The sequence below is a fragment of the Streptosporangium longisporum genome (assembly GCF_039534895.1).
Lineage (GTDB): Bacteria > Actinomycetota > Actinomycetes > Streptosporangiales > Streptosporangiaceae > Streptosporangium > Streptosporangium longisporum.
Genome location: NZ_BAAAWD010000024.1, coordinates 100,873 through 113,069 on the forward strand (window position 1 = coordinate 100,873; position 12,197 = coordinate 113,069).

Below are 12,197 nucleotides of genomic sequence, written 5' to 3' on the forward strand. Positions count from 1 at the left end.
ACCCGGAGCGCCGGGTACCACCGGAAGCGCCGGGTACCACCGGAAGCGGGCAAAAGAACGTTTGCTGGAGACGCGATCCCGCCGGCCCCTGACCCGACGGGCGCCGGGGTAGGGGATCGACCAGCGACGACATGCGAGGACAGCGATATGCGAGCAGCATTCATGTACGGGGCGGGAGACGTACGGATCGACACGGTCCCGGACCCGGAGATCCAGCGGCCGACGGACGCGCTGGTACGGGTGGTGACGTCCTGTATCTGCGGGTCGGACCTGCACCCCTACCACTCGATGCCCGCCGGCGAGGTGAGCCCGATGGGCCACGAGTTCATCGGCGTGGTCGAGGAGACCGGCCCGGAGGTCTCCACGGTGCGGCGGGGCGATCTGGTGATCGCGCCGTTCGCGTGGTCGGACGGCACGTGCGAGTTCTGCCGCGAGGGCCTGCAGACCTCCTGCCTGCACGGCGGGTTCTGGGCGCGGGACGGGGTCGGTGGCGGCCAGGCCGAGGCCGTGCGGGTGCCGCTGGCGGACGGGACGCTGGTCAAGGCGCCGGTCGGCGAGGACTCCGAGCTCCTGCCGCACCTGCTGACGTTGTCGGACGTGTACGGGACGGGCCACCACGCCGCCAGGCAGGCGCGCGTCGGCCCGGGCGACACGGTCGTGGTGATCGGTGACGGCGCGGTCGGCCTGCTGGCGGTGCTGGCGGCGAAGCGGCTGGGCGCGGAGCGGATCGTGCTGATGGGACGGCACAGGGCCCGGACCGACCTGGGCCGGGAGTTCGGCGCCACCGACGTGGTCGCCGAGCGCGGACAGGAGGGGATCGCGAAGGTCCGGGAGCTGACCGGCGGACACGGAGCGCCCAAGGTGCTGGAGGCGGTCGGCCACATGCCCGCCTACACCCAAGCCGTCGGCGTGGTCCGGCCCGGCGGGATCGTCTCCCGGGTCGGTGCCCCGCAGTACGAGGAGGCTCCCGTCGGGTTCGGCAGCCTGTTCGGCCCGAACGTCACGCTGACCGGTGGCCCGGCCCCGGTGCGCGCCTACATCGAGGAGCTGATGCCCGCCGTGCTGGACGGCTCGGTCCTGCCGGGCAAGGTCTTCGACCGCACCATCGGCTTGGACGAGGTGCCCGACGGCTACCGCGCCATGGACGACCGCGAGGCACTCAAGGTCCTCATCCGCCCGTAGCACCGTCCTTCATCCGGGGAGAAGTGCCGGCCCCTCCTGCTCAGCCCGCGGCGTGGCGCTCCAGGAAGGTGTACACGTCGGCCTCGTCGACACCGGGAAAGGAGCCCGGCGGCAGCGCGGCCAGGACGTGGGAGTTGCCGCGGGCCGAGGGCCAGGCGTACCCCTCCCAGCGCTGGGCCAGCTCGGCGGGCGGGCGGCGGCAGCAGTCGCCGCTGGGGCAGTCCGACCTGGTCCGGTTGGTGGTCTCGCGCCCGCGGAACCAGCGCGACTCCCGGTACGGCACGCCGAGGGTGATGGCGAAGTCGCGCTCGCGCGACGGGTCCACGTGGGCGATGCAGAAGTAGGTGCCGGTGGGCGAGTCGGAGTACTGGTAGTGCACGGAGAAGCGGTCGGGCAGCGCGAAGACCTGGCGCCCGGACCAGTGCAGGCACATGCGCTGTCCCTCGATCGCACCCTGCTCGTCGGCGGGGAAGACGATGCCGTCGTTCTCGTACGCCTTGTAGATGATCCCGCCCGCGTTGTTGCGGACGAAGTGGCAGGTCAGGTCGAGAAAGTGGGTGGCCAGGTTGGTGAAGCGGTGCGCGGCCATCTCGTAGGAGACGGCGAAGACGTCACGCAGGTCCTCCACGCTCAGCGCGCGGTCCTTCTTGGCCTCGCGCAGGTACGGCACGGCGGCGGCCTCGGGCACCAGGACGGCGGCGGCGAAGTAGTTGGCCTCGGTCCGCTGGCGCAGGAAGTCGGCGAAGTCGCGCGGCTTGTGGTGCCCCAGGGAGAGGTGGCCGAGGGTCTGCAGCAGGATCGTGCGCGGGGTGTGCATGCCGACCTGCTCGTGCTTGACGTAGATGCGCCGGTTGCGCAGGTCGGAGATGGAGCGCACGGTACGCGGCAGGTCCTGAACCGTCTGCACGGTGTAGCCGAAGTGGCCGACCAGCGCCTGGACGGTGCTCTGCGAGAGCGCTCCGGAACGGTAGCCGACCGCGGCCAGCGCCTCGGCCGCGGCCTGCTCGATCTCGGCGAAGTAGTTGCCCTGCTCGCGCTGCTTGCGGCGGAGCTCGGCGTTGGCGGCGCGCGCCTCCTCGGGGGTGGCGGTCCCCCTGGCCTGGCGTGAGCGCAGCTCCTCGTACAGGCCCAGGATGTGTTCGAGCACGTCGTTGGGGACGCGCGCGGAGAGCTTGAGCCGGGCCAGGCCGAGCCCGGCGTACAGAGGGTCGCGCTGCGCCTCCTCCAGGGCCATCTCCAGCTGGGCCCGCCGGTTGGGGGCCTGCCTGCGCAGCAGCTCCTCGACCGGCACGTTGAGCGCGGCGGCCAGCGACTTCAGCAGCGAGAGCTTGGGCTCGCGCTTGCCGTTCTCCAGCAGCGAGAGCTGGCTGGGTGCGCGGTTCACCCGTTCGCCCAGGTCGGCGAGGGTGAGACCGCGCTGCTTGCGCAGGTGCCTCAACCGCTGACCGAAGGCGATGAGATCGAGCTCCTGCGTCAAGGACAGCGGTTCTTCACCCACCAAAGATGCCATGTCCCGATGCTAAACGAAATTTCCCCGGAAATTTCCCACCTTCGCACCTGCCGTCCGGTGCCCCCTCAGGATTGGTCTAGTCCATAGCGAAAACTCCGAGTTTCTTCTCAGTCGAATACCGACTGGTATTGATGCTAAGAGAAAAATATCGATTTTTTCGGACATATCCACCTTGTTCACGCGTTCGAACGGAGCACACACTCGGAGTAAGGCACCCAGGGGACGAAAAGGAGTTCACCGATGAATGATCGCCTCAAGGGAGCCGCAGACGAGCTGCGGCGCGAGTGGGAGAACGACCCTCGCTGGAAGGGCACCGAGCGCACCTACACGGCCGAGGACGTGATCCGGCTACGGGGTTCGGTCCAGGAGGAGCACACCCTGGCCCGGCTCGGCGCCGAGCGGCTGTGGCACCTGCTGAACACCGAGGACTACGTGCACGCGCTGGGAGCGCTGACCGGCAACCAGGCCGTGCAGCAGGTCAAGGCCGGGCTCAAGGCCATCTACCTGTCCGGCTGGCAGGTCGCCGCCGACGCCAACCTGGGCGGGCAGACCTACCCCGACCAGAGCCTGTACCCGGCCAACTCGGTCCCGGCCGTGGTGCGCCGTATCAACAACGCGCTGCTGCGCGCCGACCAGATCACCTGGTCGGAGGGGGACGCGGACGCGCCGCACTGGCTCGCGCCGATCGTGGCCGACGCCGAGGCGGGCTTCGGCGGCGTGCTGAACGCCTTCGAGCTGATGAAGGGGATGATCGTCGCCGGTGCTGCCGGGGTGCACTGGGAGGACCAGCTCGCCTCCGAGAAGAAGTGCGGCCACCTGGGGGGCAAGGTGCTCGTCCCCACCTCCCAGCACGTCAAGACCCTCAGCGCCGCGCGGCTCGCCGCGGACGTGCTGGGCGTGCCGACCCTGGTCATCGCGCGGACCGACGCTCAGGCCGCGACGCTGCTGACCACCGACGTCGACCCCCGCGACCGGGCCTTCACCACCGGCGACCGTACCGCCGAGGGCTTCTACCGGGTGCGCAACGGCGTGGACGCCTGCATCGCCCGCGGGCTGGCCTACGCACCCCACGCCGACCTGCTGTGGATGGAGACCTCGACCCCGGACCTGGACGTGGCCCGCGCGTTCGCCGAGGCCGTCAAGGCGGAGTACCCCGACCAGATGCTCTCCTACAACTGCTCGCCCTCGTTCAACTGGAAGAAGCACCTGGACGACTCCACCATCGCCAAGTTCCAGCGCGAGCTCGGCCACATGGGGTACAAGTTCCAGTTCATCACGCTGGCGGGTTTCCACTCGCTGAACCACTCGATGTTCACCCTCGCCCGCGGCTACGCCGAGGACGGCATGACCTCCTACGTCGAGCTGCAGGAGGCCGAGTTCGCCTCCGAGGCGCGCGGCTACACCGCCACCCGCCACCAGCGCGAGGTCGGCACCGGATACTTCGACCTGGTCAGTACGGCCATCGCGCCGGATTCCTCCACCACGGCCCTGAAGGGGTCGACGGAGGAGGAGCAGTTCGCAGAGGCTCACTGACTCTCGGACAGGGCTCGCCAGGACGGATTCCAGGGCATGGGACGGTTCCCCGGGTGAGCCTGACGACCAGGTCGTCGAAAGGCCCCGTCGCGCGGACGTCCCCCCGGTCCGTGTGGCGGGGCTCGGCCGTTCCCGGGCCGTCCGGCCGTTCGCGGCCCGCGTGCCCGGTGTGTTCCCGGGCCGCCACGTCGTTCGCGACCTGAATGCCCGGTGTGTTCCGGATCGTCGGGCCGTTCGCGGCCCGCGTGCCCGGTGGTCTTCGGGCCGTCCGCCCGCGGCTCCGCTCCCGGCCTGGTGGCGGGAGCGGGGCCGCGGGCACGGCGGACGGCATCTCAGCGGCTGACGGCCTCGATGAGCTTACGACGCTGCTGGGCGCCGAGGCCGCCCAGACGACGCGCCTCGTCCACGTCGGCCTGCGCCATCAGCTGCGCGGCCTTGACCGTGCCGACGCCGGGCAGGGCGCGCAGCGCCTGCGACACCTTGATGCGCTTGGCGATGTCGTCCTCGCGGCCGAGAAGCTGCTCCAGGCTGAGCGAGCCGGCTTTGACCTCGGCGAGCAGCTTGGCGCGGGCCGTTCGGGTCTCGGCGGCCTTGACCAGGGCGGCCTGACGCTGTTCGGGGGTGAGCTTGGGCAAAGCCATGGTGTTATCTCCCTGATGATGGTAATTCCAGCGTCCTGTTACCCATGGCGACTGGATTAATCATCAACCGGCCCTCGGGATAGATCTCTGGCCTCGCACTGTGCATCACGATATGCCCGTTTGGTTACCCCGCCCTTACCCCCGGCTCCGTAGCCTCGAGCTCATGGGTATCTGGCGAAGCCCCCAGGGCATCGAGGTCGAGGCCATCGTCGCCTCCGGCGGTCCCTGCCTGCTCGTCACCCGCCGGATCGACGGGCGGCGGGTTCTGGTGGCGTACTGCATGAACATCCGCGAGGTGGGAGAGCTCGTCGACCTGGCCGAACTGGTCCCCGCGTAGGCCATCGGCGCACGCGCGCGATCGCACGCCGACGATCAAGTTTGCGTCACGGCCGGGTCTTGTCCGGTGCGCGTGTCAACTTCCGTGACAGCCGGGGCGTCCGTGTATCAGGGAGGCTCGATGGATGTCCTGATCGGCCTCGTCGACGAGGAGCTCCGCCTGGAGCTCATCCTCGTCGAGGCACTGCACACCGAAGCGGAACGACTGGCCGCCCAGTCCGAACGCTGAGCCGGGGCGGGCGCCCGTCACCTGATCGAGGCCGGCGGACGCCCGCCCTCGCCCCTGTACCGGGCGGGGGCCCGATGGCGTTAACTGTCCCCTATGAACAAGCGCGAGCTGATCGAGAAGGCCGCCGCCGAGGCCGGGCTGACCCGGCGGCAGACGGCCGCGGCTCTCGATGCGATCCTGGAGACGATCCAGATGGCCGTGGCGGCCGAGGAGAAGGTGGCGATCCCGGGTTTCGGGGCCTTCGAGATCGTGCACAAGCCCGCCCGCACCGGGCGTAACCCGCAGACCGGCGAGCCGCTGGAGATCGCGGAGACCTGGACGGCGAAGTTCAAGCCCAGCCCCGGGTTCATGGGCCTGATCCGCCAGCGCAAGAAGGACTGACCCGCGGACGGCGCATGGGCCGACAACAGCGGCGGCCCCCGGGGAAGTATCCATTCCCCGGGGGCCTGGAGTGCCGCCATATCGCGGCACCGGCGCGTTTAAGGGCGCGGGTCATTCATGATGATGTCGCACTCTGCCATTAAGTTATGGACGCATGGAGAGCATCCAGCGGGACTCGAACCCGCACTCGACCATCTTCGCCCGCCCCCGGTCGATCCGGCGCCCGGCGGCGAATACTGAATCTGGAGCGAGAGCCTGAGCTTGAGCGGCGCCTCTACCGGTTGGGCCATCCCGGCGCGATGGTGCCGGGAGAGGGAATCGAACCCCCACTGAACCGCGTGTCAGTCTGACGTTTCAGTTTCAGTTTTTCGCGCTCTCACGCGTCCCCGCGCTCAAACGGGGAGTTCTCGGAGTCTACCCGAGCAGGTAGCCCAGCACCTTCTCACCGACGCGCTGATAGGTGATCTCGGTGCCGTTGGCCTCCTCACGGGCGAACTTCACGGCGTTCTGCAGCCTGCCGATCCGCTCCAGGAGCTCGTTGACCCGCTTCTGCGGTACGGCCCCGGAGAAGGTGACCTTCGTCCAGAAGCCCACCACGACGTCCTCGTGGTAGACCTCGACCTGGGCCGGGTGCTTGTCGGTGGCCTCGGCCTTGACGTGGTTGCGGGGCACCTTCTTGGTACGGGTCGTCTTGACCGGCTCGGTCCGCCAGCAGTCGGTGGACTGGTCCGGCGTCCAGGTCTCGGCCGCGTCCAGGACGGGCAGCTTGGCGACGAACGTCTGCAGGTCGACCAGCTGCTTCTCCAGGAAGAGCAGGTAGGTGACGGGCACGTCCTCCAGGAGGGTGGAGCCGTCGACCTTCACGTCGGCCCGCGCCGAGCAGTTGGCCCAGTCCTTGGTGGCCGTGACGTCGAACAGCCGGACCAGCGCGGAGCCGACCTGCTTGAGCAGGTCCTCCCCCTGCACCTGCACCCGGGTCGACTCCGGGGGCAGCCGTTCGCCCTCGTCGTCGATGGGCTGGTAGGTCCGCGAGATGCCCGACAGCAGGGCGTTCTTCTGGATCGTGTGGTACGCGTCGGTCACCTTGCGCTGGGTGTCGGACTTGACGCCCTTCTCCACGGCGAGGATCTGGTTCAGCTTGGTCGCCATGCGTGCCACCGTACCGGGAAGATCACCGGTAATCACACTGCTTTTGTGGCTTTGATGTGAATCGGCGCGATCACGACGCGTACGATCCGGCAGCGTGAGGCCGGGTGACGGCCCGGCTCCTCGGCCCCGGCGACCCGGCCCCGTCGGCGCGGGCGTCAGCCCCGGCGGCGCGGACCCTCGGCCCCGCAGGCGTGGGCGTCAGCCCCCGGTGGGGTCGGCGGCACGGACGGCGCGGGCGGACCAGCGGCCGTCGAGGTGGTCGACGCGCAGCGCGCGGCCGAAGCACTCCGACAGGTTCTCCGCGGTCAGCACCTCCTCCACCGGGCCGGTCGCCTGGACGCGGGTGTCGCGCAGCAGCAGGGCGTGGGTGGTGGTGGCCGGGACCTCCTCCAGGTGGTGCGTGACGGTGACCGTGGTCAGCGCGGGGCGGGTCGCCGCCAGGTCCTCCACGGCGGTGATCAGATCCTCGCGGGCGGGCAGGTCGAGCCCGGCGAACGGCTCGTCCAGCAGCAGGATCACCGGGTTGGCCATCAACGCCCTGGCGACGCGGACGCGGGCCCGCTCCCCCTGGGAGCAGACGCGGAAGAGCCGGTCGGCCAGGTCCTTGCAGCCCATGTCGGCCAGCAGCCGGTGGGCGCGCTCGTGCTCGGCGGGACCGTAACGGTCCCACAGCGGGACGCTGCTCCCGGTGTGACCGGTCAGCACGACGGTGTGCGCGGTGGCGCCCTCCTCCTCCAGCAGCTCCTCGTCGACGAGCCGCTGACTGGCCGCGACGAGGCCGAGGTGGCGGCGCAGCTCCCGCATGTCGACCCGGCCCAGCCGCTGGCCCAGCACGGTGACGGTCCCCTCGGTGGGATGCCGCACGGCCGCGGCCAGCGAGAGCAGGGTGGTCTTGCCCGCCCCGTTGGGACCCAGCACCACCCAGTGCTCCCCGTACGCGACCCGCCAGCCGATGTCGTTCAGCAGGGTCCGGCCGACCACCCGGACACCGACGCCGGCCAGTTCCACCGCGCCCGGCATGGGCTCGCCCATCGGTACCCCCTCCGCCTCGGTTCGCGGCGCTCACTTTAACCGATGTGGCGCACCTGTCCGCTCATCGCCGGATCAGGCGTTCAGCCGATCTGCAGCGAGGGGCCGGAGCTGGGGACGGGGGTGATGGTCGTCCCCGACGGCGCGGGGGCGGTGGGCGTCGGGGACGGGCTCTCCCCGTCACCGGTCTGCGGGATCTGGGTGAACGAGGGCCGGGGGCCGTTCGAGGCCGTCGGGCAGCCGCCTGCCCCGCCCCTGCGCCTGGCGGTGGCGTCCGCGCAGTCCGGTGGCGGGTCCCCGTCGCCGCGCGGGCCACCGGGGTCGCGCGGACGCTCCGGCGCGCGTTCTCCGCCGTCGCCACCGCGGTCGCCGTCGTCGCCCTCCACGTCGGGCGGCGGGACGGTCCTGGTCGCGGTGACCTGCACCGTGGAGGGGGTGACCGGGGAGGGGGTGCGCACCCTGCCGACCGGCGGCCGGGCACGGTCGCGGAAGACCGAGGCGGAGGGCGTCTCCGCGGGCAGGACCACCGGCACCCGTTCGGGGACCCCGAAGTCGCCGAAGGAACCCGTCCCGCCACCGCCACCGGCCGCCAGCGCCACGGTCACCGCCGCCATGGAGATCGTGGCCAGCGCCGCGAACCCGGCCTGCGGGAGGTACGCGCCCCGGCTCGGCGCGGCCCGCCGGGGGCGCCGGGCGATCCCCGCCGGGACCGAGGGCTCGTCATGGAGCGACGACACCGGCGACACCGGCGACACCGACGGCACCGCCGAGGACACGCGCGACGCCGACGACGCCGACGGCGGCACCGGCGAGAACCGCGAGGCCGCCGACGGCGCGGACGGATCGGACGGATCGGACGGATCGGCGGGCGCCGGAGGCATGGCCGTGAGCCGTCGCCTGCCCGCTCCGGGAGTGTGCGGCACCGGCGTCCAGATCTCCGCCAGCACCTCGGCGACCGCCTCGCGCAGGTCCCACGGGTCGCCCACCCCGCCCGCGGCGAGCAGCGCGCCGAGCAGGTCGGCGGCCCCGGGACGGTCGGCCGGGTCCTTGGTCAGGGACGCCTCCACGGCCGGGCGCAGCAGCGCGGGGACCGAGGCCGTCCTGGGGGGCTCGACCAGGATGCGACGGGTCAGCACGTCCGTCTCCCCGGCACCGAAGGGATGATGGCCGGTGGCCGCGTAGGCGATCAGGCAGCCCCAGGCGAAGACGTCGGAGGCGGGCAGCGCGAGCCCCCCGGTGAGCCGTTCCGGCGCGACCCAGCCGGGGCTTCCCATGACCTGCCCGGCCTGGGTGTGCGCGCCGAGGACGTCGACGTCCCTGGCGATACCGAAGTCGATCACCCGGGGGCCGGTGTGCGACAGCAGCACGTTGGCCGGTTTCAGGTCGCGGTGGACCAGTCCGGCCTCGTGCACCGCCACCAGCGCGCCCGCCACCCCCAGGGCGACGCCGTAGGCCAGGTCGGGGGTGAGCGGGCCGTGCGTGGAGACCACCTGCGAGAGCGCGGGCCCGGGCACGTACTCCGAGACCAGGTAGGGGCGGTCCCGGTCGGTGCCGTCCTCGACCACCGCCGCGGTGCAGAAGGGCACCACCCGCCGGGAGAATCTCACTTCCTCGGCGAACCGGGCGCGGAGCGTGGCATCGTTGAGATGCACCGGGTGCGGCGTCTTGAGCGCCACCACCCCGCCCTGCGGGTGTTCGGCCAGGTAGACGACGCCCATGCCGCCCGCTCCCAGGCGGCCGAGCAGAAGGTAGCGGCCGATGATGACCGGGTCCCCGACGGTCAGCGGCCGCACACCGGGCGGCATGCCGTTCACGGGACCTGTTCCCCCACGTGCCATCCTCGTTGAGCCTCTCGTGCGCGGGCCACTGCAAGCACACTGTGGCGGGATCACGGTGCCGTTCGCTCCCGACCGGCCGGAAGGGATATGAGAGGTAAGGCGAATGATCCCTCGGGGTAAGGCACCCCCGGGGCGGAGGATGCCCCCTGGGACGGGACGGAACCCCGTGACCGGCGGGAAGAGGGCACCGGGGCCCGGCCGGGAACCCGGGCGAGGGCTCCCCGTGAGGGCTCCGGGGGGAGGGCCTCAGGCGGCGGAGTCGCGCCGGACGGGGGACGCCGGGGCGGAGGACTCGCGGACGGAGGGCTCGGGAAGGACGGGCTCGCGAGCGGAGGACTCACGCCCCACGGGCTCACGGCCGACGGGCTCACGGGCGGAGGACCCGCCAAGGACGGGCTCACGGCCGACGGAGGACGCGCGGGCGGAGGACTCGCGGACCGCCGACAGGTTCTGGGCGGCCACGACGAACCGGGCGATGTGCGGGTAGACCTCGCGGGCCTCGGGGACGACGTCGGCCAGGATCGCGAAGACGTGCGGCATGCGCGACCACTCCTCGTACGTGACCGGCACCCCGGCCGCGCGGGCCCGCTCGACCACCCGGCGGCCCTCGTCCCGCAGGACCTCGGTGGAGCCGGTGACGACCATCAACGGGGGCAGGCCGGTGTAGTCGCCGAGCACCGGGGAGAGCAGGGGGTCCCGGGGGTCGAGGCCGGAGGTCCAGCGGCGGGCGAGCCAGGCGACCCGGCCGGCCGAGATCATCGGGTCCAGCAGGCGGTTGACCGTACGGGGGTCACCGGTGAGGTCGGCCCACGGCGACAGGCACACGGCGGCGGCCGGCAGCGGCAACCCACGGTCGCGGAGCGCCAGGAGCGTGGCCAGGGTGAGGTGGCCGCCCGCGGAGTCCCCGGCGAAGACCACGTCGCAGGGCCGGCGGCCGTGCTCCAGCAGGCACAGGTAGGCGGCGGTCGCGTCCTGGAGCGCCTCGGCGGGCCGGTGCACCGGGCCCTGGCGGTAGTCGACGGCCAGTACCGGGCGCCGAGTCGCGGCCGACAGCCGCCAGGTGATCGGCCGGTGGGTCGCCGGGGAGCAGGAGAAGTAGCCGCCGCCGTGGAAGTAGAGCAGGACCCTGTCCTCGTCGAGGTCCTCCCCGGCCCGTACCCACTCCCCCGGGCAGGAGCCCGCCGCGGCGGGCGTCACCCGGACGCCGGCGGGCAGCCGGAGCGGGATCCTGCCCGCCAGCGAGACGATCCTGGAGGCCGCGACGAACCCCAGGTCGGTCCTGAGCAGCAGGCCGGACATGGGCTTGAAGGTGCCGCGCATCATCGCGGTGAGGGCCGCAGCCTGCCAGCTGAAGGGGTAGGCCGGGTTGACGTCCACATCGATCTCGTCGCGCATGGGACCTCCTTGAGGAGATATTCCCCGTCACGCCCTTTTCTACCGGCGAGTAGGTATGCCGGGACGGTGACCGTCGCGTACCGCGCACCCACCCTGACCTGCCGTTCTTGAAAACCCGTTGCCCGCCGTACGGGCACTCAGGAAGATAGGAGGGTTGCCCTCATCCCCTTCGGGAGGCAGTCTTCCTGCTCTACATGCGCATCGCCGGGTACGGTTTCCGCCGCCATTCCGCCTACCGCGCCGCGGCCGTCGCCGGAGCCTTCACCAACACGGTCTTCGGCATCCTCCGCGCCTACGTCCTCATCGCCCTCTGGGAGGCCCGGCCCGGTCTCGCCGGGTACGACGTCCTCGACGCCGTCACCTTCTGCTTCCTCAGCCAGGCGTTCATCGGTCCCATGCAGGTGTTCGGGGGCGGCCTGGAGCTGTCCGAACGCGTGCGCAACGGTGACGTCGCCCTCGACCTGGTCCGCCCCGCGTCCCTGCAGCTGTGGAGCCTCGCCGACGACCTCGGCCGGGCCGCCTACCTGTTGCTGCTGCGCAGCCTGCCCCCGACGATCGTCGGCGCCGCGCTGTTCGGGTTCGTCGTCCCGGCCGACCCGGTGACCTGGCTGTCCTTCGCGGCCGGGTTCCTGCTGGCGGTGATCGTCAGCTTCGCCCTGCGCTACCTGATCGCGCTGTCGTCCTGCTGGGTGCTCGACGACCGGGGCGTGCAGTCGCTCTCGCTGGTGCTGACGCTCTTCTTCAGCGGCATGATCCTGCCGTTGAACCTCTTCCCCGGCTGGCTCGGTACCCTCGCCTCGGTCCTTCCCTGGTCGGCCATGGTGCAGGTCCCCGCCGACCTCTACCTGGGCAAACGGGACGTCCTCGGGGCGCTGGGATTCCAGGCCGCCTGGGCGGTGGCCCTGATGGCCCTGGGAGCCCTGGTCACCGCCGCGGCCCGCAGGAAGGTGGTGATCCAGGGTGGCTGACCACGA

The 12,197-nt window shown here is 71.5% G+C and carries 11 protein-coding genes; 5 read left to right on the forward strand and 6 right to left on the reverse strand.

Translation table 11 applies throughout. The features are described from left to right. Positions 1-147 precede the first annotated feature (147 nt). On the forward strand, positions 148-1,182 hold the full coding sequence (locus ABD832_RS37170) for a zinc-dependent alcohol dehydrogenase family protein (RefSeq protein ID WP_344905787.1): 1,035 nt from the start codon (positions 148-150) through the stop codon (positions 1,180-1,182). 40 nt (positions 1,183-1,222) lie between these two features. Here the strand turns inward: ABD832_RS37170 and ABD832_RS37175 are convergent, their stop codons facing one another. Then, a complete protein-coding gene (locus ABD832_RS37175; protein ID WP_344905790.1) occupies positions 1,223-2,692 on the reverse strand; it encodes a helix-turn-helix domain-containing protein in 1,470 nt (489 codons plus the stop codon). 240 nt (positions 2,693-2,932) lie between these two features. Between ABD832_RS37175 and aceA the strand changes: the two genes are divergently transcribed. Next, positions 2,933-4,225 (forward strand): isocitrate lyase, encoded by a 1,293-nt coding sequence (gene aceA, locus ABD832_RS37180; protein ID WP_344905792.1) that lies wholly within the window; start codon positions 2,933-2,935, stop codon positions 4,223-4,225. A gap of 332 nt (positions 4,226-4,557) precedes the next feature. On the opposite strand, the gene mihF is transcribed toward aceA, so the two are convergent. Further along, a complete protein-coding gene (gene mihF, locus ABD832_RS37185) occupies positions 4,558-4,866 on the reverse strand; it encodes an integration host factor, actinobacterial type (RefSeq protein WP_344905794.1) in 309 nt (102 codons plus the stop codon). Positions 4,867-5,029: 163 nt separating this feature from the next. Between mihF and ABD832_RS37190 the strand changes: the two genes are divergently transcribed. Both ABD832_RS37190 and ABD832_RS37195 read left to right on the forward strand, forming a co-directional pair. Next, complete coding sequence (locus tag ABD832_RS37190) at positions 5,030-5,203, forward strand: hypothetical protein (RefSeq protein ID WP_344905798.1); 174 nt, start codon at positions 5,030-5,032, stop codon at positions 5,201-5,203. Between the two features lie 321 nt (positions 5,204-5,524). Next, positions 5,525-5,812, forward strand: a complete 288-nt coding sequence (locus tag ABD832_RS37195) for an HU family DNA-binding protein (protein WP_344905801.1) — start codon at positions 5,525-5,527, stop codon at positions 5,810-5,812. 414 nt (positions 5,813-6,226) lie between these two features. Here ABD832_RS37195 and ABD832_RS37200 read toward each other — a convergent pair whose 3' ends face one another. The 4 genes from ABD832_RS37200 to ABD832_RS37215 all read right to left on the reverse strand — a co-directional run bounded on the left by ABD832_RS37200 (position 6,227) and on the right by ABD832_RS37215 (position 11,223). Continuing rightward, positions 6,227-6,961 carry a DUF7873 family protein gene (locus tag ABD832_RS37200; RefSeq protein WP_344905806.1) on the reverse strand — a complete coding sequence of 245 codons (735 nt, stop codon included), beginning with the start codon at positions 6,959-6,961 and terminating at the stop codon, positions 6,227-6,229. A gap of 198 nt (positions 6,962-7,159) precedes the next feature. Beyond that, on the reverse strand, positions 7,160-7,993 hold the full coding sequence (locus tag ABD832_RS37205; protein WP_344905813.1) for an ABC transporter ATP-binding protein: 834 nt from the start codon (positions 7,991-7,993) through the stop codon (positions 7,160-7,162). Positions 7,994-8,073: 80 nt separating this feature from the next. Then, positions 8,074-9,795 carry a protein kinase domain-containing protein gene (locus tag ABD832_RS37210; protein ID WP_344905824.1) on the reverse strand — a complete coding sequence of 574 codons (1,722 nt, stop codon included), beginning with the start codon at positions 9,793-9,795 and terminating at the stop codon, positions 8,074-8,076. Between the two features lie 279 nt (positions 9,796-10,074). After that, positions 10,075-11,223 (reverse strand): alpha/beta hydrolase, encoded by a 1,149-nt coding sequence (locus tag ABD832_RS37215; protein ID WP_344905815.1) that lies wholly within the window; start codon positions 11,221-11,223, stop codon positions 10,075-10,077. 194 nt (positions 11,224-11,417) lie between these two features. Between ABD832_RS37215 and ABD832_RS37220 the strand changes: the two genes are divergently transcribed. Beyond that, the gene (locus ABD832_RS37220; protein ID WP_344905817.1) at positions 11,418-12,191 is read left to right on the forward strand and encodes an ABC transporter permease; all 774 of its coding nucleotides are present in this window, start codon (positions 11,418-11,420) and stop codon (positions 12,189-12,191) included. Positions 12,192-12,197: the final 6 nt, after the last annotated feature.